At 65.6% G+C, this 21,734-nt stretch carries 26 protein-coding genes; 10 read left to right on the forward strand and 16 right to left on the reverse strand.

Going from position 1 to position 21,734, the window contains the following annotated elements:
* Positions 1–3: 3 nt before the first annotated feature.
* The 8 genes from MU521_RS00175 to MU521_RS00205 form a co-directional block, all read right to left on the reverse strand.
* Positions 4–984: an isocitrate/isopropylmalate dehydrogenase family protein gene (locus MU521_RS00175; RefSeq protein ID WP_092687352.1), complete on the reverse strand. Its 981-nt coding sequence runs from the start codon at positions 982–984 to the stop codon at positions 4–6.
* A 123-nt stretch (positions 985–1,107) separates the two neighbouring features.
* Positions 1,108–1,725, reverse strand: coding sequence for a 3-isopropylmalate dehydratase small subunit (gene leuD / locus MU521_RS00180; RefSeq protein WP_092687349.1), 618 nt, complete (start codon positions 1,723–1,725; stop codon positions 1,108–1,110).
* Positions 1,722–3,143 carry a 3-isopropylmalate dehydratase large subunit gene (gene leuC, locus MU521_RS00185; RefSeq protein ID WP_092687346.1) on the reverse strand — a complete coding sequence of 474 codons (1,422 nt, stop codon included), beginning with the start codon at positions 3,141–3,143 and terminating at the stop codon, positions 1,722–1,724. The genes leuD and leuC overlap by 4 nt, the downstream gene beginning before the upstream one ends.
* Complete coding sequence (locus tag MU521_RS21915; protein WP_490166453.1) at positions 3,140–3,256, reverse strand: DUF7989 family protein; 117 nt, start codon at positions 3,254–3,256, stop codon at positions 3,140–3,142. Before MU521_RS21915 ends, leuC begins: the two co-directional genes overlap by 4 nt.
* The gene (ilvC, locus tag MU521_RS00190; RefSeq protein WP_092687342.1) at positions 3,253–4,254 is read right to left on the reverse strand and encodes a ketol-acid reductoisomerase; all 1,002 of its coding nucleotides are present in this window, start codon (positions 4,252–4,254) and stop codon (positions 3,253–3,255) included. The genes MU521_RS21915 and ilvC overlap by 4 nt, the downstream gene beginning before the upstream one ends.
* Positions 4,247–4,894 carry an acetolactate synthase small subunit gene (gene ilvN / locus MU521_RS00195; protein WP_092687339.1) on the reverse strand — a complete coding sequence of 216 codons (648 nt, stop codon included), beginning with the start codon at positions 4,892–4,894 and terminating at the stop codon, positions 4,247–4,249. Before ilvN ends, ilvC begins: the two co-directional genes overlap by 8 nt.
* Positions 4,895–4,896: 2 nt before the next feature.
* A complete protein-coding gene (gene ilvB, locus MU521_RS00200) occupies positions 4,897–6,690 on the reverse strand; it encodes a biosynthetic-type acetolactate synthase large subunit (RefSeq protein ID WP_092687336.1) in 1,794 nt (597 codons plus the stop codon).
* Positions 6,691–6,972: 282 nt separating this feature from the next.
* Entirely contained in the window at positions 6,973–8,211 is a 1,239-nt protein-coding gene (locus MU521_RS00205) for a LeuA family protein (protein ID WP_175452742.1), read from the reverse strand.
* 128 nt (positions 8,212–8,339) lie between these two features.
* Here MU521_RS00205 and MU521_RS00210 point away from each other — a divergent pair, with 128 nt between their 5' ends.
* The 3 genes from MU521_RS00210 (at position 8,340) to MU521_RS00220 (ending at position 10,664) form a co-directional block, all read left to right on the forward strand.
* Entirely contained in the window at positions 8,340–9,002 is a 663-nt protein-coding gene (locus tag MU521_RS00210) for a hypothetical protein (protein ID WP_092687330.1), read from the forward strand.
* Positions 9,003–9,060: 58 nt separating this feature from the next.
* Positions 9,061–9,351, forward strand: coding sequence for a DUF5779 family protein (locus MU521_RS00215; RefSeq protein ID WP_092687327.1), 291 nt, complete (start codon positions 9,061–9,063; stop codon positions 9,349–9,351).
* A gap of 296 nt (positions 9,352–9,647) precedes the next feature.
* Positions 9,648–10,664, forward strand: a complete 1,017-nt coding sequence (locus tag MU521_RS00220; protein WP_175452741.1) for a CPBP family intramembrane glutamic endopeptidase — start codon at positions 9,648–9,650, stop codon at positions 10,662–10,664.
* A gap of 101 nt (positions 10,665–10,765) precedes the next feature.
* On the opposite strand, the gene MU521_RS00225 is transcribed toward MU521_RS00220, so the two are convergent.
* The 3 genes from MU521_RS00225 to MU521_RS00235 all read right to left on the reverse strand — a co-directional run bounded on the left by MU521_RS00225 (position 10,766) and on the right by MU521_RS00235 (position 12,214).
* The gene (locus MU521_RS00225; protein WP_092687321.1) at positions 10,766–11,083 is read right to left on the reverse strand and encodes a DUF7521 family protein; all 318 of its coding nucleotides are present in this window, start codon (positions 11,081–11,083) and stop codon (positions 10,766–10,768) included.
* 1 nt (position 11,084) lies between these two features.
* Positions 11,085–11,426, reverse strand: coding sequence for an ArsR/SmtB family transcription factor (locus MU521_RS00230; RefSeq protein WP_092687318.1), 342 nt, complete (start codon positions 11,424–11,426; stop codon positions 11,085–11,087).
* A 101-nt stretch (positions 11,427–11,527) separates the two neighbouring features.
* Positions 11,528–12,214 carry a VOC family protein gene (locus MU521_RS00235; protein ID WP_092687315.1) on the reverse strand — a complete coding sequence of 229 codons (687 nt, stop codon included), beginning with the start codon at positions 12,212–12,214 and terminating at the stop codon, positions 11,528–11,530.
* 155 nt (positions 12,215–12,369) lie between these two features.
* Between MU521_RS00235 and MU521_RS00240 the strand changes: the two genes are divergently transcribed.
* Complete coding sequence (locus MU521_RS00240) at positions 12,370–13,050, forward strand: hypothetical protein (protein ID WP_217630093.1); 681 nt, start codon at positions 12,370–12,372, stop codon at positions 13,048–13,050.
* 1 nt (position 13,051) lies between these two features.
* On the opposite strand, the gene MU521_RS00245 is transcribed toward MU521_RS00240, so the two are convergent.
* Positions 13,052–13,345, reverse strand: a complete 294-nt coding sequence (locus MU521_RS00245; RefSeq protein ID WP_092687312.1) for a PadR family transcriptional regulator — start codon at positions 13,343–13,345, stop codon at positions 13,052–13,054.
* A 163-nt stretch (positions 13,346–13,508) separates the two neighbouring features.
* Between MU521_RS00245 and MU521_RS00250 the strand changes: the two genes are divergently transcribed.
* Entirely contained in the window at positions 13,509–13,919 is a 411-nt protein-coding gene (locus tag MU521_RS00250) for a JAB/MPN domain protein-containing protein (protein ID WP_092687308.1), read from the forward strand.
* On the opposite strand, the gene MU521_RS00255 is transcribed toward MU521_RS00250, so the two are convergent.
* Positions 13,916–14,125 carry a ribbon-helix-helix domain-containing protein gene (locus MU521_RS00255; protein ID WP_092661711.1) on the reverse strand — a complete coding sequence of 70 codons (210 nt, stop codon included), beginning with the start codon at positions 14,123–14,125 and terminating at the stop codon, positions 13,916–13,918. The two genes, MU521_RS00250 and MU521_RS00255, sit on opposite strands and share 4 nt — an antisense overlap.
* A 121-nt stretch (positions 14,126–14,246) precedes the next feature.
* Here MU521_RS00255 and MU521_RS00260 point away from each other — a divergent pair, with 121 nt between their 5' ends.
* The gene (locus tag MU521_RS00260; RefSeq protein ID WP_092687305.1) at positions 14,247–14,573 is read left to right on the forward strand and encodes a DUF5789 family protein; all 327 of its coding nucleotides are present in this window, start codon (positions 14,247–14,249) and stop codon (positions 14,571–14,573) included.
* Here MU521_RS00260 and aglJ read toward each other — a convergent pair.
* A complete protein-coding gene (gene aglJ / locus MU521_RS00265) occupies positions 14,570–15,613 on the reverse strand; it encodes an S-layer glycoprotein N-glycosyltransferase AglJ (protein ID WP_092687302.1) in 1,044 nt (347 codons plus the stop codon). The genes MU521_RS00260 and aglJ overlap by 4 nt on opposite strands.
* Positions 15,614–15,688: 75 nt before the next feature.
* Positions 15,689–15,802: a DUF8595 family protein gene (locus MU521_RS21920; RefSeq protein ID WP_490166454.1), complete on the reverse strand. Its 114-nt coding sequence runs from the start codon at positions 15,800–15,802 to the stop codon at positions 15,689–15,691.
* Positions 15,803–15,891: 89 nt separating this feature from the next.
* Between MU521_RS21920 and MU521_RS00270 the strand changes: the two genes are divergently transcribed.
* The 4 genes from MU521_RS00270 (at position 15,892) to MU521_RS00285 (ending at position 20,349) form a co-directional block, all read left to right on the forward strand.
* Positions 15,892–16,740, forward strand: coding sequence for a TrmB family transcriptional regulator (locus MU521_RS00270; RefSeq protein WP_092687299.1), 849 nt, complete (start codon positions 15,892–15,894; stop codon positions 16,738–16,740).
* Positions 16,741–16,788: 48 nt separating this feature from the next.
* A complete protein-coding gene (locus MU521_RS00275) occupies positions 16,789–17,895 on the forward strand; it encodes a glycosyltransferase family 4 protein (RefSeq protein WP_139171027.1) in 1,107 nt (368 codons plus the stop codon).
* Positions 17,892–19,421 carry an oligosaccharide flippase family protein gene (locus tag MU521_RS00280; protein WP_092687296.1) on the forward strand — a complete coding sequence of 510 codons (1,530 nt, stop codon included), beginning with the start codon at positions 17,892–17,894 and terminating at the stop codon, positions 19,419–19,421. The genes MU521_RS00275 and MU521_RS00280 overlap by 4 nt, the downstream gene beginning before the upstream one ends.
* A 67-nt stretch (positions 19,422–19,488) precedes the next feature.
* Complete coding sequence (locus tag MU521_RS00285; protein WP_092687293.1) at positions 19,489–20,349, forward strand: alkaline phosphatase family protein; 861 nt, start codon at positions 19,489–19,491, stop codon at positions 20,347–20,349.
* 21 nt (positions 20,350–20,370) lie between these two features.
* Here MU521_RS00285 and MU521_RS00290 read toward each other — a convergent pair whose 3' ends face one another.
* Positions 20,371–21,729, reverse strand: a complete 1,359-nt coding sequence (locus MU521_RS00290; RefSeq protein ID WP_092687290.1) for a sulfatase family protein — start codon at positions 21,727–21,729, stop codon at positions 20,371–20,373.
* Positions 21,730–21,734 lie beyond the last annotated feature (5 nt).

Raw genomic sequence — 21,734 nt, forward strand, 5'->3', positions numbered from 1 at the left:
CGCCTACAGCGCGTCCAGCACCGCCTCGGTCACGTCGGCAGTCGACGCATCGCCGCCAAGATCCGGCGTCCGCGGCCCGTCCTCCAGCACGGCCGTAACTGCATCCCGGACCTGCGTCGCCTCCCCGCCGTAGCCCATGTGATCGAGCATCATCGCCGCGCTCAGGATCATCGCCGCCGGGTTCGCGATGCCCTCGCCCGCGATGTCCGGTGCCGACCCGTGGACCGGCTCGAACAGCGCGTTGTCCGGCCCGATGTTCGCGCTCGGGAGCAGGCCGAGCCCACCAACGAGTCCAGCCGCCAGGTCCGAGAGCATATCGCCCGCGAGGTTCGGACAGATCACCACCCCGTAGTCTTCGGGGTGCATGATGAGGTGCATCGCCAACGCGTCCATCAGCGCCTCGTCGTACTCGTAGTCGCCTTCCCCGGCGACGGCCTCACAGGCTTCGAGGAATCGCCCATCGGTCTTTCGCATGACGTTTGCCTTGTGTGCCACCGTCACGTCCGAGAAGCCGTTCGCCTCGGCGTACTCGAAGCCGAATTCGGCGATCCGCCGGGAGGCCGACTCGGTGATGAGCCGCGTGAGCGTTGTCACGTCGTCGGTCAGGTCGTCCTCGATGCCGGCGTAGACGCCCTCCGTGTTCTCCCGGACGAACACGAGGTCGGTCGCGGGCTTGACCGCGTCCACGCCCGGGTACGCGCGGGCCGGGCGAACGTTTGCGAACGAGTCGACGGCCTCCCGGAGCGGGAGGATCACGTCCGCGGCGGTCTCGCCCGCCGCGCCGAACAGCGTCGCGTCGGCCTCGGCCGCGAGGTCGTAGGTCTCCTGTGGGAGCGCCTCGCCGCGCTCTTCTTTCACGTAGTCGCCCGCCTCGCCGTCGACGAACTCGAAGCCGAGATCGAGTGCTTCGAGGACCTCGATGGCCGCAGGGACGACTTCGCCGCCGATACCGTCGCCGGGGATGACCGCGATCCGGTGTGTCATTACCACGTCGGGCGACCGCCCGAGCGAATAGGCTTGCGGTTTCTCGGAACGACGCGACGACAGCCCTGGCTATCGTCGGCGAGATTCCGAATCGAAAATCCGCAGGCTGTCCCGAGTGCCGGCTCAGACGTACGGCAGGCCGTCGGCCGTCTCGGAGATGGCCTGCTGGTTGGCCTTCATCAGGGCCGTCGTGTCCCAGATGCCATCCACGAGGGCCTTCCGCTGGCCCTCGTCGACGGTCACGTCGACGGTCTTGCCGTCGTAGGTCACAGTTTCGTCGGCCACGTCGATGTCGATCTCGGCGTCAGGGTTCTCGTCGACGAAGTTCTGCAGGTCCTCGATGGTCTCCTGGTCGCCCGTCACCGTCGGCATCCCGAGTGCGAGACAGTTGCCGGCGAAGATCTCGGCGAAGGACTCGCCGATGAACGCGTCGATGCCCCAGCGCATCAGCGCCTGGGGCGCGTGTTCGCGGGACGAGCCACAGCCGAAGTTCGCGTTGACGACCATGATATTGGCGTCCTGGAACCGATCCTCGTTCATCGGGTGGTCCTTGGGCTCGTCCTCGTCGTCGAACCGCTGATCGAAGAAGGAGAACTCCCCGAGGCCGTCGAAGGTGACGACCTTCATGAACCGCGCCGGAATGATCTGGTCGGTGTCGATGTCGTTCCCGCGGATCGGGATCCCCGAGCCCGTGACTTCCTTGACTTCGGGGATCTCTACCTCATCAGCCTCCCGACTCATACACTGACCACCTCCTCGAGATCGCGCACGTCAGTCACTTCCCCGTTGATCGCCGCCGCGGCGACCATCTGGGGGTTCATCAGGACCGTCCGACCGTCCTTGCTCCCCTGGCGGCCGACGAAGTTCCGGTTCGAGGAGGAGGCACAGGCCTCGTCACCCTCCAGCTGGTCCTCGTTCATCCCCAGACACATCGAACAGCCGGCGTTGCGCCAGTCGAAGCCGGCCTCGGTGAAGACATCCTTCAGCCCTTCCTCCTCGGCAGCCCGCTGGACGCGCTGGCTGCCGGGGACGACGAACGCGCGCACGTCGTCGGGGACTTGACGGCCCTCGACGATCTCCGCTGCGCGTCGCAGGTCGGGCAGGCGGGCGTTCGTACACGACCCCAGGAAGGCCACGTCGATGTCGTAGCCCTCCATCGTGTCGCCGGGTTCGACGCGCATGTGTTCCTGGGCGCGCCGGGCGGTGTCTTGTTTCTCTGGCGGGAGGTCCTCGGGTTCCGGGATGGGATCGGTGACCCCCACGCCCTGGCCGGGCGTGGTGCCCCACGTGACGACGGGTTCCAGTTCACTCGCGTCGATGTGGACCACGTCGTCGTACTCCGCGTCGTCGTCGCTGCGGATGGACTCCCAGTACGGCTTGAGTTCCTCGAATTTCTCGGGGTGCTCCTGGAAGTAGTCCGTTTGCTCCAGCCACTCGTAGGTGGTCTCGTCGGGGTTGACGTAGCCCGCGCGAGCGCCACCCTCGATGGACATGTTACAGATCGACATCCGTCCCTCCATGCCCAGATCCTCGATGGCCTCGCCGGCGTACTCGTAGACGTAGCCGACGCCGCCCTCCGTGCCCAGACGGCGGATAATCTCCAGGATGATGTCCTTGGCCTCGACGCCCTCGGCGAGTTCGCCGTCGACCTGGATCTTCCGGACCTTCTGTTTCTCCATCGCGATGGTCTGGGTCGCCAGCACGTCACGGATCTGGCTGGTCCCGATGCCGAACGCCAGCGCGCCGAACGCGCCGTGGGTGGAGGTGTGGCTGTCGCCACAGACGATGGTCTTGCCGGGTTGGGTCAGTCCCTGCTCCGGGCCGATGACGTGGACGATGCCCTGCTCGCCGGTCTCCGGCGAGAGGAACTCGATGCCCGCGTCACGGACGTTCTCCTCCAGTTCGGACATCATCTCTTCGGCCGCGTCGTCGCTGTAGGGCCGGGACTGGTCCGCGGTGGGGACGATGTGGTCGACGGTCGCCAGCGTCAGGTCTGGCCGGGCGACCTCCAGGTCCCGTTCCTGGAGCATCCCGAACGCCTGCGGGCTCGTGACCTCGTGGATGAGGTGCAGGCCAACGAACAGCTGATCCTGCCCGTTTGGCAGCGTCGTCACCTTGTGTCGATCCCAGACTTTGTCGTACAGCGTATTGTCACTCATGCTGTCTCAGCTCGTCCTTCGGTGCCACGCTCGAAGGCACGCTCCGCGCCTTCGCCGTGTGGCGGTGTGTGGTCCACGTCGCGCATCGTCTGTCGGTCGGATTCCTCGGTCATTCTTGCTCCTCGTCCCATGCGAAGAGGTCGCGCAGGCGTTCGCCGACCGCCTCGATCTGGTGGTCCTGTTCGGCCTGTCGGTACTGCTTGTAGGCCGGCCGGTTGGCCTGGTTCTCGTTGATCCACTCGCGGGCGAACTCGCCGTTCTGGACGCCCTCGAGGATCTCTTCCATCCCTTCGCGGTCGATGACCGACTCGCCGCGGGTTAGGCCGCCGTACTCGGCGGTATCGGAGACGGAGTTCCACATCTCCATGTGGCCGCCCTCGTACATCAGATCGACGATGAGTTTGAGTTCGTTCAGACACTCGAAGTAGGCCATCTCCGGGGAGTAGCCCGCGTCCACGAGCGTCTCGAAGCCGGCCTTCACGAGGTCGGTCACGCCGCCACAGAGGACGGCCTGCTCGCCGAACAGGTCGGTCTCGGTCTCCTCGCGGAACGTGGTCTGGATCGTGCCGGCACGCGTACAGCCGATGGCCTTCGCGTAGGCCAGCCCCTCCGCTTTGGCCTCGCCCGTCGCATCCTGATAGATGGCCAGCAGGCCGGGCGTCCCCTCGCCTTTCTCGTAGTTCCGGCGCACGAGGTGGCCCGGAGACTTGGGCGCGACCATGGTCACGTCCACGTCTTCCGGGGGCTCGATCTGGCCGTAGTGGATGTTGAACCCGTGGGCGAACTGGAGCGTGTCGCCGGCGTCGAGTTCGTCGCGGATCTGGTCGTAGACCGCGGGCTGAACGGTGTCGGGAACGAGCATCTTCACGATGTCGCCCTGGGACGCCGCGTCGACCGGCGTCGTCACTTCGAGCCCTTCGTCTTTGGCGGCCTCGCGCGAGGACGACCCCTTCCGGAGGCCGACGACCACGTCGACACCGCTGTCTTGGAGGTTGAGCGCGTGGGCGTGGCCCTGGCTCCCGTAGCCCAGTACGGCCACGGTCTTATCTTCGATGTTCGATACGTCGGCATCCTCGTCGTAGTAGATCTCGCTGGTAAATTCGTCAGTCATCGTCTGCTGGCACCTCTGTGTCCGCAGTCAGTTTCACTTCGTCTTCGACTTCCGCCGTCTGCTGTTCGCCGCGGGAGAGCGCGGCGTAGCCCGTCCGGACGATCTCCCGGATGCCGAACTGCTTGTACGCGTCGATGGCGTCGTCGATCTTCTGGACGTTGCCGGTGATCTCGACGGTGATCGTTCGGGGCCCGGCGTCGAGGGTCTCGCCGCCGTACATCTCGGTGATAGCGTGAACTTTGTCCGGTTCCTCGCCGTTGACCTTCACGATCACCAGTTCACGCTGTATCGAATCGTGGTCCAGTTCCCGCACCGAGATCACGGGGATCAGCTTCCGCAGCTGCTTTTTCGCCTGCTGAATCCCGGGTCGGGTCTCCTCGATGACGATCGTCATGCGCGCCCGGCTCTCGTCCACGGTTGTACCAACCGTGAGACTCTCGATGTTGAATTGCCGCCGACTGAACAGGCCCGACACCTCCGCCAGGACGCCGGGCTCGTGTTCGACCAGCGCCGACAGCACCGCGCGGCGCGGTTCGTGTTTCGCCTCCGCTTCGGGGTCGATGCGAATACCGTCCTCGTTGCGCCGGCCCTCGGGTCGCATCCGCTCGCCCGGGCCCGGCCCTGGAAGTTTCCCTGTCATCGTCAGATCTCGTCCAGATGGTCTTCCGACAGCGCGAACAGGCTGTTGTCACCGCCGCTGGGCACCATCGGGTACACGTTCTCTTCGGGGTCGATGATCGCGTCGACGACCGCCGGCCCGTCGTAGGCAAGCGCCTTCTGGATGACCTCGTCGACTTCGTCGTAGTCTTCCAGCCGGAAGCCACGAGCGCCGTAGGCCTCTGCGAGCTTGTCGAATTCGGGCACCCACGGATACTCCGAGGCCATCCGGCGACCCTCGTAGAAGCCGTCCTGCCACTGGCGGACCATCCCGACCGCCTCGTTGTTCAGGACGACGATTGTGATGTCGAGGTTCTCCCGCACCGCAACGGAGAGTTCCTGACTCGTCATCAGGAAGGAGCCGTCGCCCTCGAAGGCGATAACCTCCTTGTCGGGTTTGGCCAGTTTCGCACCGATGGCCGCGGGGAACCCGTAGCCCATCGTCCCCAGGCCGTGGGAGGTGACCCACGTCCGGGGTTCCGTCCAGGTCCAGTACTGCCAGGCCCACATCTGGTGTTGCCCGACACCGGCCGTGACGATGGTGTCGTCGGGCATGGCCTCGTCGAACTGCTCGACGATGTACTGGGGCTTGAGCGGTCGATCCTCGGGCATCTCGTAGTCCAGCGGGTACTCGTCTTTCCAGGTCTGGCACTGTTCGCGCCAGGCCTCGGCCCTCGGCGAGTCCGTCATGGCGTCGGCCAGCTGGTCCAGCACCGCCTTGGCGTCGCCCAGCAGGGGGTAGTCGGCCTTGACGTTCTTACTGATCTCGGCCGGGTCGATGTCGACGTGAACGATGTCGGCATCCGGCGCGAACGTCTTCACGTCGCCGGTCAGCCGGTCGTCGAACCGCGTCCCGATGGCGAGCATGCAGTCGGTCAGCGTGATCGCCATGTTGGCGTAGCCGGTGCCGTGCATGCCGGCGATGCCCATCGACAGCTCGTGGGTCTGGTCGAAGGCACCGGTCCCCGGCATCGTCGTCATGACCGGAATGTCGTGTTCCTTGGCGAACGCCCGCAGTTCGTCGCTGGCGTTGGCCTTGATCACGCCACCGCCGGCCAGGATGATCGGTTTCTCGGCGTCGGAGATCACGTCGGCCACCTCGGAGACGGCGTCCTCGTCGGCCTTCTCCGGCGGGTTGTACGTGTCCGGCATCTCCGGCTTGCCCGGTTCCACGTCGGTCTCGGGCTGGGTCACGTCCTTGGGCAGGTCGACCAGCGTCGGTCCCTGCCGGCCCTCGTCGGCCAGCGCGAAGGCCGTACTCACGTCGTCGCCCACCTCGTCGGGCGAGGCCGCGAAGTGGTTGTACTTGGTTATCGGCTGGGTGACGCCGATGGTGTCGGTCTCCTGGAAGGCGTCGTTGCCCACCAGGTCGGTCGGTACCTGCCCCGTCAGCGCGATTAGCGGGTCCGAGTCCATGCTGGCGTCGGCGATGCCGGTCACCAGATTGGTGGCACCCGGGCCCGAAGTGGCCATGCAGACGCCCGGATCGCCGGTGACGATCCCGTATGCGTCGGCGGCGTGGACTGCACCCTGTTCGTGGGCCATCGTGACGTGGGTCATGTCCGACTCGCTGTACAGCGCGTCGTAGACGGGCATGATCGCCCCGCCCTGCACGCCGAACAGGTAGTCGACGCCGGCGTTTTTCAGGGCCGCGACGACCGCGTCCGCGCCGGTCTCGATGGGTTCGACGTGGCTCTCGCCCTCGGGTTCGTCCGGTCTGTCGTCCGTCGCTTCCGTTTCGACTTCGTCCGCGTGTGGTGTCTGTGCGCTATCGCTCATGTGGGTTCCTCCGTCCGTTGTGTGCGTGGTCGTTGCATGTGTCGCCTCCCGGTCGCTACCGACTGTGCTGCAGAATTCGGGGTGAGAACGTGTGTAGGGGCTACAGGGCCCCTACGATACCCGCGAGAATCACGAGCGCGCCGCTGGGGTCGGGGGCGCTCCCGGGTCCAGCACGCGCGGTCATCGTATGCCGAGTAGGCCCGTCCAGTGATATAATTCTTCCGAGTCGTCACGCCCTTTACCAGCCGCTGACGGGCGCGAGCACCGCGAGGGGAGGCCATGTTAGACCCGGACCTCCTCCTCGGTGACGCCGACTTCACGGGCGAACTTCTCCAGCACGTCCATCGTGACCCGCTTTTTTTCGGCGCCGTAGTCTTTGACGCGACGGGTGACCTCACGGACTTCCTCCTCGGTGGGGTCGTACCCGGCGTCGACCAGCCGCTCCCGGACGGAGTGCTGGCCGGTGTGTTTCCCGAGGACGAGCTCGCGCTCGGCCCCGACCATCTCCGGCGTCATCACACCCGGCTCGAACGTGTCCGAGTTCTCGATGACGCCCGCGGCGTGGATGCCGCTCTCGTGGGAGAAGGCGTTCTCGCCGACCACCGGCTTGTTCGCCGGCACCGGAATCGACGACCGGTCCTCGACGAGCCGCGACAGCTCGGTGATGCGAGTCGTGTCGATGTGGGTCTCCACGTCGTAGAGACTCTCGAGGGCCATCACGACCTCCTCGTAGGCCGCGTTGCCCGCCCGCTCACCGATGCCGTTGACCGACACCTGCGACTGGCTCGCGCCAGCTTCGAAGCCCGACAGGGCGTTCGCCGCTGCCAGCCCGAAGTCGTCGTGTGTGTGAACGTCCACGCGCGCGTCGATGGCATCGACTACCTTTTCGACCATGTCGTAGAACCGCCGCGGCGTGGCGACGCCGCAGGTGTCCGGAATGTTCACCCAGTCGGCGCCGGCCGCGTCGGCGGCCTGTACGACCTCGATCAGGAAGTCTTCGTCCGTTCGCGTGGCGTCCATCGGCGAGAACATACACTCGACGCCGGCTTCCGTGACACGCTCGACGCTCTCGACGGCGGCCTGTTTGGCCTCCTCGCGAGTGGCGTGCATGGAGTCCTGTAGCTGCACGTCGCTGGTGGACACGAACACGTGTACCAGATCGACGCCGCTGTCGAGTGCAGCCTCGACGTCCTCGTCGACCACGCGCGCTAACCCACAGACTTCGCTGTTCTGTGCGGATTCGGCGATGTCGCGGACGGCCTCGAACTCCGCGTCCGAGTTGACCGGGAACCCCGCCTCGATGACGTGGGTACCCATGTCGTCCAGCACAGCCGCTATCTCGCGTTTGTCGTCGTACGAGAACGACGTGCGTGGCGACTGCTCACCGTCGCGCAGCGTGGTGTCGAAAATGCGCGCTTCTGTTATCTCAGAAGTGGAATCCAGTGTGCCCTGGAAGAACTCGATCCGCCGGGGATCCCGACGTGCCCTCTGTATCGTTGGACATTGTAGCACTTGTTCCAAAACCCCGTATCGTATATAAAACTGTCCGTGCGACACGGCGTGTGCGTTTAATTGTCATATATCCAACGGGGAACTGCCATGGCCGACCCCCAGCAGGATTTTTTATATTCCGGGCCACAGATCAGACTATGTCCCTGCAATCGCGGCCCATCGCCCTCCTCCGGCGGTACTCCCTGGCGCTAGAACTCGCCGGTACGGCCACCGGGCTCCTCCTCGTCTGGTATTTCACCGACATCTCGGCCGGCGGCCTCGGCGGTGCAGCGATCGGAATCACCGCGGCGACGGTCTGGCCCCACGTCCGGCGGCGCTACGGGATCAATCGGGGCTGGGGCAAGCTCCCGCTCGGACTCGCACTGATCGGACTGGGCGCGTACGCCCTCGCGTTCACCGGTGGCAACGACGCTCTCAAAGTGGCGTTCCTGGTCGTCGGCGCGTGGTTGGCACTCGATGGCGTCTACGACCTGCAGTCCGGTGCTGGCCGGACCGACCCGGGTGCACCCGACGCCATGGACCGGTTCGGTGACGCGTCCATCGTCGGCCAGTCCCTCGACGAACGGCCGAAATCCGTCCCGGAACTGGACGACTCGCTCGACCTCTCCCGGTCGCGGATCGAGGACGCACTCGACACCCTGCTGGATCTGGACGTGATCGAACGCGACGGGGAGCGCTACACGTCGCGGCTGGACGACCGGAGCCTCACCGACACACTCCGGACCGAACGGCGGCGGGCGCGTGAGCGGGTCGACGGCCTCCCCCAGCGCATCCTTCGGCCGTTCCGGCTATTCACCTGAACGGCGTCCCGTCAGACGTTGCGAGGGGTTTTTGCCGGGCCAGTGCGAGGGAGCCGGTATGAGCGATTTCGACCTCGACCTGCAGGCGGTCGAGGACCAGATGGACGACGACGAGCGCGAGGGGAGCCGGATCGTGCTCGGCATCCTCGACGGCTCGACGCCCGACGAGGAGTGGATCGCGGAGGTCGACGGCGGTGCCGTACTCGTGCTGGACGTGGAGGGCGACGTGAACGAACTCGCCGCCGGATTCGCCCGCCAGGTGACGGAAATGGGCGGCGAATTGATGCGGTTTCGGAACTTCCTGCTCGTGACACCGCCGGGCGTCGTCGTCGACACCGAGCGGCTGTAACGGAACGGGTCGAGACAGGGACCTCGTCCCGTCCCCCGGCAGGAACACCGAATCGTCGGACGGTCACGTCTCCGTGGACCGTTCGGTACGGGATGCACGGCGACGGAACAGCCACGGCGTCGACATGCAGTGGAGGAGCCGTACAGGGCTGCCGCTTGCATCAATCGGCTCGGGTAGTGGCCCGACGGACGCTGTTCGGGCCCCGAAACTGTGGTCGCCATCGCTTGTGCCAGACTTCAGCGTCTGAAGCCAGGCAGGTACTGTCGTTTGTGTACGGCACCTCCCCCCGAATGGCGATGTCGAATCAGAGTTCCCCCGCCGACGCGAGCGACGACACCGCACGTTCGGCCCTCGACTCGGCCGACGGAGAGAGCGATAGTCCCCTCCGGCGAGCGGGCCAGGCACTGGTCGCACCGTTTTACAACCACAGACATGGACGGGTCAGAGCGTTCTGGCGCGTCTTAGTACCGCTTCTCGTCTTTCTGGCTGGTTCCCAGGTCGTCGCCTCCGTGATCGGTCCGCGGTTCGGGATGACCGCGGGGAGCCTTCTGATGTACTCGCTCCGGGCCGCCCTCGTCGTCGGCCTGCTGATCGTCTGGGCGCGATACGTCGACCGCCGCACCGTGTCTGCGTACGGAATCCACTTCGGCTCCGACAGTCTCCAACATCTCCTCGCGGGACTGGTGATCGGTATCGGGATTCACGCCCTGGCGCTGGTCGTCTTCCTCGCTGGCGGGTGGGTGGAGGTGACCGGTTTCGTCAACATCGGAGCCGCCACGCTTCCGTTCACACTGGTCGTCCTCGGATGGACCGTCGCGTGGGTCTGTGTCGGAATCTCCGAGGAACTGCTGTTCCGTGGCCTGTTCATCCCCAACGCCGCCGAGGGACTCGGTCACCTATCGAACCGGGCCGCCCTTATCGGTGCCTGGGCCGTCTCGTCGGCGGTGTTCGCGGTGGTGCACTTCGGTCAGGTCACCTCGCCGGTGGCATTTCTGTTCTGGAGCCTGATCGGAGGTGGCTTACTCGGAACCGCGTACGTCGTCACCGGCGACCTCGCGTTACCGCTCGGGCTCCATATCGCCTACAACTTCGCCGGCAACACCCTGTTCGGGCTCACGATGGTCGAGAGCGAGCGGGTCCCGAGCGTTCTCGATCTCACGTTTACCGGCCCGAACGCCATCGTCGGGATTCCCGGGGCGGTCAACGCGGCGACCGTCGTCGTCGGCGTCGCCGCCACGCTGGCGTGGGCTCGATACCGCTGTGGCGGGCTCGGTCTCCAGACCGACCTGGCAACCTGGGAGTCCCGGGACTGACTGGCGAGTCTCCTCGGGGATGGACCGTCCCGGCACGGACAGCACGGCACGTGCGTCGATCTGGACGCCAGCGGGCCGTCGCCGATCACAGGCGGTCTGGTTCAGTCCCGACGTGGCGTCCACAGTCCGTACAGAATCAGCCCCAGACCGGCGATCTCGACGAACTGGTTGGCGCTGTTGACGATCGGAGCGGGGACGTTCAGCAGGACGTACAGCAAGAGCGCCAGAATGCCCGGAACGAACAGCACCAGAACGAACCCGATCGCGATGAACAACATGGGACGGCTCTGGTTCTCGCGGTACGCGGTGTAGGCGATGTAGCTGATCGCCACCCCGAACAGAACGACGATCGCTTCGCTGGCCTGGCGGACGACACGGAGCGTTTCGAGGTCGGTCGACTGGAGCAGTATTTCGAGCATATCAGGGTCCCTCTACGAACTGCACGAAGCGGTCGCGCATCCGATCACGACGCGAGATCGTTATCTCGAACCCATCCTCGTCGAGATCGAGTTCGATACCGTCGAGCCGTGTCCGGTACAGTTTGTAGTTTTTGCCGTCGGTGACTGGCTGAATCTCTTCGGTAACCAGATCGTACTCGCGAAGTCGTTCGAGGCGGCGATAGACCGTCGGCTCCGAGACGCCTGCGCGGTCGCTGAGTTCGGACGCGGAGCGAGGCTCCTTTTTCGCCTCCACGAGGATGGTGCGCACGCACTCGTCACCGAGTAGATCCGCGAGCCCCTCGGGATCTCGCACGTCGGACACGATATGTGATCCATCTCCCAGCTCGCTGATATGCGTTGTGTCGGCCTCCTGGTCGTGGCTGGCTTCAGCCGGTGAAGCCACACGGAACCGCTTTCAGGGGCTCAGACGAGCGTCACCCGGTGCCCGTCGGGATCTTCGAGTCGGATACCTTCGCCCAGTTCGGTCACCGACCGTGCCTGCTCACGCACGGATTCGACGACCGCGTCGCGATCCTCGACCCCCAACCCCACGTCCACGTGGACCCCGCCGCGTCCGTCCGCGAGGCCGAGCTGCGGTTCCCACAGTTCGAAGTCGAACGGCCCCGCGGTCAGCCGAACTCGCTTGCGGTCGTCACCCCGTCCCATCAGTTCCATCCCGAGGTCGCGGTAGAACTCCTCCGCGCGCTGGAGGTCGGCGACTTCGACCACGACCTCGAAGATGCCGGTGATGCCGTCCGTCGCGGTTCCCTCGTCGCGCTGGCCGATTTCGACGCAGTTCCCGTCCACGTCGTACAAGTACAGCGACTTGGCGTCCCCGAACTGGTGTTCCACGAGGTCGAATGACTCCGAGAGACGGTCCCACCAGCCGTCGTAGGCCGCCGGCGGCGTCGAGAACGCGTAGTGGGTGTGGACGCCGCCCCGTGGGACGGCGGTCGGACGGCGCAGGATCAGATCCGTCTCGCCGGCGGCCAGCACCACTTCAGCTTCCCGGTCGCGTCGCACGTCCAGATCGAGAAACGACTCGTAGAACGACTGGGCGCGATCGAGGTACTTGGCCTCCAGCGCGAGCCAGCGCAGATCCGTGAGCATACCTGCACTTGGTTCCGTCCGGCCTTAACGGTGGGCGACGGGGAACGCCGTGGCGACGCCCGGCCGGGAGCCGGAGTGTACACTGGTAGCCAACAGCCGAGGGGTCGTTGCCAGTTTACGATTATTTTTGAGTCGTGGCCCCGTACGGCCGATATATGCCGATGAAAGGCTCGGGACCGGCGACGGAGTATCGCGAGATCGACCGCCGCGAACACGGCGTCGGGTGGATGGCCTACCCCAACGAACGGATGCAGCGTGCCAGCCACGCCTTCGAGGTCGACGGGGACGTGTACGTCGTCGATCCGGTCGACGTGGGCGGACTCGACGACCTGCTCGCGGAGTTCGGCGAGGTCGCAGGCGTCCTGATCCTGCTGGATCGACACAAACGCGATTCGGCCGAGGTCGCCAACCGCCACGACGTACCGGTGTACGTGCCCGACTGGATGGACGGGGTCGCCGGCGAACTCGACGCGCCGGTCGAGCGCGTCCACGTCGAACTCGACGACACGGGAGTCGGGGTTCACAAACTCATCGACAACCGGTTCTGGCAGGAGGCCGCCGTCTCCATCGAGGACCACGGCGAGTTACTCGTCCCGGAATCGGTCGGGTCGGCGAGTTACTTCCTGTCGTCCTCGGAACGCCTGGGCGTTCACCCGGCGCTCCGGCTCAAACCGCCGACGAAGCTCAAGCGGTTCTCGCCCGGGACTGTACTGGTCGGACACGGAACCGGGATTCACGAGGACGCGACCGAGGCGCTCCACGACGCGGTGTCGGGGTCGCGCTCTCGGACACCCGCACTCTACGCGAAGATCGGCAAGGAGTTCGTCTTCGGCTGACTCAGGCTGTCACGACTTCCAGATCGTCGAGGTACGAATCCTCCCACTCCCGGCGGTCCGAGAGGGTCTCCGTGCCGGCATCGGTCAACTCGTAGGAGTTGGTCCGGCGGTCGATCTGCCCTTTCTCGACGTAGCCGCGTTCGACCAGATCGTCGAGGTTCGGGTAGAGCCGTCCGTGGTTGACCTCACCTTCGTAGTACCCCTCCAGTTCGGACTTGATCGCCAACCCGTAAGCCTCGTCGAGTCCGGCAAGGACGTACAGCACGTCGCGCTGGAACGCGGTCAGGTCGTGCATCGTCTGTTATATGTTATGGTTTGACAGGCAAAAACGTGTTGCCAGGGAGATACCACCGTCCAGTCGATTGGTAGCGTATTCCGTGTCGCCGTCGGGTCGTCGGCCCGCGGTTGGGGAATCGAGATGACGATGCAATTAAATCGCCGTGTCTCGAACAGCCACTGTGGTCTACATCACGCGGGGGTTGGCCGAGACGCTGCTCAGGCTGGGAGAGGACCGTGATCCGGAATCGACCACGATCCGGCTCTCGGTGTCACCGGCAAGCGACCTCGACGAGGCCGACCTGCCGCCGGAGACGCCGGTGTTCACACACTTCTACATGCCCGAAGCCGGCGGCTCCGTCGGCGCGGTGTTCGGCATCGACCTCGGAACGCCCCCGGGACAGACGCAGGGACTGTTCGTCTCCCATCCCGTCGGCGACCTGTCGATTTCCGAGCGTGACGACCTCGCCGAAGTCGTCTTCGTGGCTGTGCCGCCGTACGAGGAAGAGTCGCTGGCGGCGTTCGACCGGAGCGGCCGCCGGAAGGATCTGGAGGTCGTCGACGCCGAACCGCCCGAGGAACGGGTCGCCTAGTCCAGATAGCCCAGATCCTGTAGCTGTTCGGTTATCTCCTGGAACTCCGACTCGGTGAGTTCGCCGCGTTTCTCGTGTTGAATGACGATACTCCGGAGCAGGAACCGCACCAGATCGCTCGTACTCGAAAAGCTGGTGCCCTCGATGGTCTCCTCGACGCGGTCGGCCAGGTCCTGGGGGATCGAGACGGTGGTGTAGTCTGTCATGTGGGCTTGGAGGTCGACCGCCCGGAAATGGGTTGTGTTGTCGCTGGTCTACCTGTCAACAGTCCTGGGGTCGAACGGCGAGGGATAGGGTTTTCGGGGCTGGAAGCGAAAGGAGACAACGATGGGAGTTCGGCCACCACAACAGGACGACGACGAACCGGATGCCATCGAGTTCGGCATCGCGGCGCTGGACGCCCGGCTCTCGGAGGCAGGGGTGGCGTTCCCGGCGGACAAAGACAGCATCGTCGCCACGCTCGGCGACCGCAAGATTCCCTACAACGCGACCGGGAACACGGTCACTGTCGAGGAGGCCATCGACCGCTCGGGCAAGGAGTACTTCGAGACCGAACAGGAATTCCTGAACGCGCTTCACCCGGTGTTCGAGGAGATGCGCGAATCGGCTTCCTCGAGTGTCCTGATGCAGCTGCGAGCGCTCGTCCCCTTCTAATCGCGTTCGTCGGCGGACGCGAGTTCGTCGGCCTCCGGGTCGCCGTCCGCGTCGGCTGCCCCGTTAGCCGGTGCCCGTGGGGCAGGGTCCTCGGCCACCGTGTCGGGTCGCTCACCACCCAGTTGCTCGGCCAGTTCTTCGAGTCGGCGGGTCTGCTCGCGGTTCAACGCGACGATCATGTCCGAGAGGACGCCGAAGATCAGGAGCTGCACCCCGACGAGAATCGAGAACACGCTGACGATAGCGATGACCTCGTGTGACGTGCGGGGCGGAACGAACCAGTCGTAGGCGACGTACCCACCCAGGACGAACCCGACGAGCGAACTGAGTGCGCCGACGCTCCCGAAATAAAAGAGCGGGTTGTTCGTCTTGGCCATCTGGTACAGCGTCAGGATGATCGTCGCGCCGTCACGGAACGGGTGGAGGTTCGTCTCCGATTCGTCGGGTCGGGCTTCGTACCGGATCGGGACCACCTCCGTCCGGACGCCGTGTTTGACGCACTCGACGGCCATCTCGGTCTCGATCCCGAACCCCGTTTCGGTGAGTGTGAGCCGCTCGGCCGACTCGCGGGTGAACGCGCGATAGCCGCTCAGGATGTCTTCGAGGTTCCGGCCGTGAATCCAGCGGAACGCCCGGTTGATGATCCGGTTGCCCGTCCTGTTGAGCCGGGACATCGCCCCCGACTCCATGTCTGCGAACCGGTCGCCGATGACGTGTTCGGCACGCCCGGAAAACAGCGGTTCGAGCATCGCCTCGGCGTCCTCGACGCGGTACGTGGCGTCGCCGTCCAGCATCAGAATGTAGGGGGCCTCGACGTGGCGGAGCGCCTCGCGGACCGCCTGCCCCTTCCCCGTCCCCGACTGGACGATCACCCTGGCCCCGTGGTCGCGGGCGATATCGCGGGTGCCGTCCGTGGAGTCGCCGTCGATCACGAGGATGTTCTCGAAGCCGTGCTCGGAGAAGGACTCGATGACAGTACCGATAGTCTCGGCCTCGTTGAGCGTCGGCACCAGCACACAGACCTCCGAGCGGTCGGGCATCGTCGCTCTATCGTTACGGTGGCCGCAAAAAGGTACGGTTCCCGACTCCCGAACCGACCCGTGGCGGCGCGATTCTCACCCCTCGTCGCGGTGTTCGCTCATGTGTTCCCACATCTCGGTACACCCGCACCCGTCGCTCACGCCGTCCAGATGCTCGTCCGCCTCCTGTTGTGCAAGGTCGTCCGACATAGTTACTCAGTCTGTGAGTAACCAGTTCGTTGACGAGCGATAAATACCTTTCGGCGAGTTTACAAGGCCGGCCGGCGACAGGCCGAGGTATGACCGACGAAGCGGTCGGCCTGCTGGACCGACTCGGCCTGACCGAGTACGAGGCGACGGCGTTGCAGGAGTTGCTGACGCTGGGACGGACGACGGCCCCGAACCTGGCACAGGCGACGGGCATCCCGAAGGCCCGCATCTACGGCGTGCTGGACTCGCTGTCGGATCGCGGATTCATCAAGATCATCCCCGGTCGGCCCAAGGAGTACCAGCCGAAATCGCCCGACACGATCCTGGAACGGGCCAAAGAGAACCGACGCCAGGAGTTCGAGGGATTCGTCCAGGAACTCGAGGAGGTGCGCGAGGAGTTCCTCGCGGAGTTTCAGCCACGCTTCGAGCGCGCCAGCGAGGACATCACGCCGACCGAAGAACTGTTCCACGTCGTCGACGTGGGCCAGCCGAGCGAACGCGAGACCCGCCAGCTCTACCACGAGGCCGACGAACGCGTCCGGATCATCACCAAGAGTTTCGAGTACTTCGACTCGGTTCGGCCGGCCTTCGAGGACGCCATCGACCGCGGGATCGACGTGGACGCGCTCTTTCTCCATCCCGACCTGCTGGAAGCCGAGAACCGGCCGATCCAGGCCGAGATCGTCGCGGAACTCCGGGCGACGTACCCGTCCGTCGACCTGCGGTTCAGCGAGGAACAGCTCCCCTGGCGCGGGACCGTCGCCGATCCGAGCATGGATTACGAGGCCGGACGCGCGATCATCCTCGTCGAGGAGAAAGACGTGCCCCTCCACATGCGCCAGGCCGCACTGACCGACAACGGGTCGTTCGTCGCCGGACTCCAGCGGTACTTCGATCTCGTCTGGGAACACGAGAGCGTCGCCGAGTATCCGGACTGATCGGTGCGGACCGCGGGATATATTAGCTGCCCCTCCACGTCTCGGAACATGCGCGTCCTCTATCTCACCGAAGAGGCCATCTCGTTTTCCGACGCGATGGTCCGAGGGGGCGCGATTCACGTCCGGAACGTCGTCACCGGTCTCCGTGACCGGGGCCACGACGTGACCCTGCTCGACTGGAACGACGCGCCGGAACGCCCGTTCCAGCTCTCGGTGTCGCCACGGACCCGGTTCGTCGACGGACCGCTCCGGACGCTCGGCCACGCCGTCCGGATCGGCGACCGACGGAACGTGGACGTGATCGTCTCGAAGACGCGCAAGACCTACCTCCCGGGACTGTTCGCCGCCCGACGGTTGGGCGTCCCCCACGTCGTCCACGTCGGGTCGAGTCTGGACCCGCCGGTCGAGGGCCTGAGGGGACGCCTCGATCTGGCGTCGTTCGGGGCACGGCTCCGCGCCCCGCACGACGGCTACCTCGTCGTCTGTGCTCACATCGGCGACCAGTTGCGGGAGCGTGGTGTCGCTCCCGACCGCATCTTCGACGTTCGCAACGCCGTCGACGTGGACCGGTTCCACCCGGACCGGGTACCGACGCCGCTGGCCGACCGGTTCCGGGACCAGCTCCCGGCGGATGACGGACTCGTGGTCGGCTTCGTCGGCGGCCTCCAGCCCTACAAGGGCCTCGACGACTTGGCGGACGCACTGGAGCGGACGGAACGGGACTGGCACCTGCTGGTGGCCGGCGACGGGCCGGATCGGGACCGGCTGGAAGGACGATTCGGCCAACAGGCGACGTTCCTCGGCTCCGTCCCGTACGAGCAGATCCCGGCGCTGTACCACGAGTTCGACGCGTTCGCGCTCCCCTCTCACACCGAGGGACTGCCCCGCGTCGTCCTCGAAGCGCAGGCGACGGCCACACCGGTGGTCGCCACTCGCGTCGGCGGTGTCCCGGAAGTGATCGAGGACGGCGGGACGGGCCTGCTCTGTGACCCCCACCAGCCCGCCGATCTGGCGGACGCGCTGGACCGACTGACGCCGGACGCGGGGGAGCGCGACCGTCTGGGCCGGCAGGGCCGGGCGGCCGTCGAGACCGAGTTCTCCTGGCCGGCGCTGTACGAGCGGTACGAGCGGGACCTGCGGCAGGTGATCGAATGAGCGATACCGATCAGGCGATCCGCGACGTGGTCAAGGGGGCGAGCGTCGTCACCATCGGGCTGTTCCTCGAACTCCTCATCGCGTTCGTCGCGCAGGTCGTCGCCGCGCGCTACCTCTCGGCCGCCGACTTCGGTGGTCTGACTGCAGGGACGGCGCTGCTGGACATCGGAGCCATTCTCGCCGGTCTCGGCCTGGCGTCGGGACTGACGCGGTACCTCCCGCGGGTCGAAACGGGCGAGAAGCGCATGCTCGCGCTGGTGACCGTCGTGCTTTCGCTTGCGACCTCGACGGCGCTGGGTGTCGCCGTCGCGACGAACGCCGCTTTCATCGCCAGCGAGGTGTTCGGCAACCCGAACGTCACGGTCAGTATCCGCGTGTTCGGTGCCGCGATCCCGTTCGCGACGCTGTTGAACGTCGCGGTCGGCGGCATCCGCGGCCAGGAGCGGTCGACCTACTGGGTGCTGGTCAAGAACATCGTCCACCCCATCGTTCGCATCGGGCTCGTCGTCGCCGCCGTCCTGTACGGTGCCGATCAGGCCGGACTGGCCGGGGCCTACGCCGTCCCGTACGTCGTCAGCGCGACCATCGGACTGGTCCTGTTGCACCGGACGCTCCCGCGCACCCGCACCGCGTTCGACCGCGACCGGATCGAGGAGCTGACCCGCTACTCCCTGCCGTTCACCGTCACCGGTGTGTCGAGCTTCGTCTACCGGAGTATCGACATCTTCCTGGTGCTGTACTTCATCGGTGACGCGGCGACCGGCGTCTACGGCGTCGCCTACGCGGCCGTGAGCTTCATGGGCATGTTCTCGACGGCGGTGAACTTCCTGGGGTCGCCCATCGCGAGTCGGCTGGAGAGCGACGGTGCCGTCGCGGACGTGATGGCGATGTTCCGGGCGGTCGTGCGGTGGTTGCTCGTCGCCAGCGTCTGTGCCCTGGTGCCGCTGGGCGTGTTCGCGACCGACTTCATCGGCGTCATCTACGGCTCGAAGTACGCCGCGGGCGGGACGGTCCTGACGATCCTCGCCGTCGGGTTCGCCGTGAAGAACGTCCTGAGCATCCACAATTCGATCCTGGAGGCGGTCGGCCGCTCGAAGGTACTCTCGTTCAACAGCGCCCTCGCGGCCGTCACGAACCTCGCCCTCAACGTCGTGCTCATCCCGCGCATGGGCATCGTCGGCGCGGCCGTCGCGACGACCGCCTCCTTCCTCCTGCGGGACGGCCTGGCCGCGATCCAGGTCTACCTCGCGCTCGACGAGACGCCGCTGTCCTGGCGCGCCACTCGGTCGGTCACCCTGGCCGTCCCTTTCCTCGCGATCGTCTGGACAGTCGTCGCGCCGGCGACGCCTGGAACCGTCCTCTGGCTGGTCGGCATCACGGGCGTGACTGCGACCGCCTACGTCGTCGCGGTGTTGCTGGTCTTCGGGCTCTCGGAGACCGACGTGATGATCATCCGGTCGGCCGAGGAACAGTACGGCCTCCCGCTTGGACGGGTCGACGGGCTCATCCGCTGGCTCGCGAATTGACGGTGGCGAGAGTGGACCGTTCGGGAAACCAACACACCTAACTCGGCCGCTCTGGCACCTACGGGTGATGGGTCTCGATCCGCGACACGCCCTCTCCGAGGTGCGCAAGAACTTCACCTCGCTCAACTGGTGGCGAAACCGGGTGTTCGTCCCGTTCGTCTTCGGTACGGCGACCAGGCTCTATCCGGGGTATCCCGGGTACGACGAGGCGGTGCGCGTCATGGAGGAGGACTGGGACACGATGATCGTCCTCGACGCCTGCCGAGCGGACTGCTTCGAGCGGACCGTCGATCTCGACCGCTTCGACGAGTACCAGTCCCGCGTCAGCCTCGGGAGCCACTCCAGCGAGTGGACCCGCCGGAACTTCCAGGGAGGTTCGTTCGGGGACACGGTATACGTCTCGGCCAACCCGCACACCGCACTCGAAGCCGGCGACGCCTTCCACCACGTGGTCGAACTCTGGGAGACCGACTTCGACGACGACGCGGGCGTCGTCCGCCCCGAAGTCGTCCGCGACGCCGCCATCGAAGCCCACGAAGAATTCCCCGACAAGCGGCTGATCGTCCACTTCATGCAACCACACGGGCCCTACATCGGAAGCGACATCGGCGACGACCCTGACGACGAACGGCGTCACTGGCGGGCCTACACTGAGAACCTCGAATACGTCTTGCCCTTCGCCGACGATATCATCGAAGTAGTGCCTGGAAAAACCGTCGTCACCGCTGACCACGGCCAGATCCACGCGACCGGGATCGCCGACAAACTGGGCTTGGGCGGCCACAAACCCCGTCTCCGCCTCCCCGAACTCGTCGAGATACCGTGGGCCGTGCTGGACGGCGAGCGCCGCGAGATACGGGCCGGCGAGACCAGTCAGGCCCAGGGCGAACAGGTTCAGAATCGGCTCGAGGACCTGGGCTATCTCTGAGCACTCGGGATGGGAGTTCCCTCACTCAACGTATCCGAGGTCCTCGAGCCGCTGTTTCACCTCGTCGCTCTCTTCGACCTCGGGGAGGTCGGTATCGGTAGCTCGAGCCTCGGCAGCGTGGTCTTCCAGCAGAGCGCGGAATTGCTCGACGATTTCGGGACTCTCCGCGCTCACGTCGTGTTCTTCGCCGGGGTCCTCGGTGAGGTGGTACAATTCCACGGTGTCGGCCTCGCGGTCCCACAGGAGTTTCCACTCCGGAGTTCGGGTGGCGAGCATCCCGCCGCCCGAGGCGGTACAAACGACGACTTGCTCCTCGCGCTCCTCGCCAGCCATCAGCGGTTCGAGACTGCGCCCCTGGACGGCCTCGGGCGTCTCGACGCCCAGCAGGTCGTACAGTGTCGGGGGTACGTCGATGAGCGACACCTGCTGGTCGATCTGCCGACCATCACGGCCTGGCACGTCGAACACCAGCGGGACGTGGAGGAGTTCGTCGTAGTTGTAGGGATGGTGACCGTAGCGGTCGTGTTCACCGAACGCCTCGCCGTGGTCCGCCGTCACGACGACGGTCGTGTCCTCGCGGGCATCCTGTGCTTCGAGTTTTTCGAGAAGCCGGTTCAGGTTGTGATCCATGTAGCGAATCTCTCCATCGTAGAGATCGAGCAAGTCCGACTGGTCCTCCGCGGTCAGCGAGTCAGGATCCTCCTGCATCCGGCCGTTGAGGTCGGCGGTCCGCCGGGTCGATAGCGGGTCGACATCGATGTCTTCGAGGAACCGGTCCGGCGGCGTGAACGGGTAGTGGACATCCATATAGTGGAGCCACATGAAGTAGGGCGAGTGGCCGTCCCAGTCGGACTCCAGCCAGTCGATGGCCCGGTCCGTTATCTCTGTCGCCGGCGCGTACGCGGAGGTCTCCGTCTTCATCGTCACGTAGTGCCAGATGCGCCGCAGGACGGTGTAAAGTCGTGAGTCGGACGGCACCTGCTCGTCGACGAAGTTCTTTATCGTACGAGCGTCGTCGTCGTCTTCCGCACCGTCGTTGAACGTGTCGAACCCGTGGTTGTAGTTCTTCTCCGGGCCCAGGTGGGGGTTGGAGTGGTACCCCACCGTTCGCATACCTGCGTCCTGCAGGGTGGCAGAGAGGAAGGGTCGCCGCTCGTCGAGGTACCGGTACCCGCCGTACATCGCTGGGTACGTGCCGGTCAGGAGGGTCGGGAAACTGGAGGGCGTGTTGGGTCCGTTCGCGAACGCCCTATTGAAGCAGAACCCGTCCTTGGCCAGACGTGAGAGGGTGGGTGCCGGGGTAACCGCCCTGTCCGACTGGAGGGCTCTGTCGTAGCGGAGACTGTCGATGGTGACGAGAACCACGTTCGAGACGGACATTTTAC

Origin of the sequence: Halorientalis regularis, from assembly GCF_023698535.1 — an archaeon.
Lineage (GTDB): Archaea > Halobacteriota > Halobacteria > Halobacteriales > Haloarculaceae > Halorientalis > Halorientalis regularis.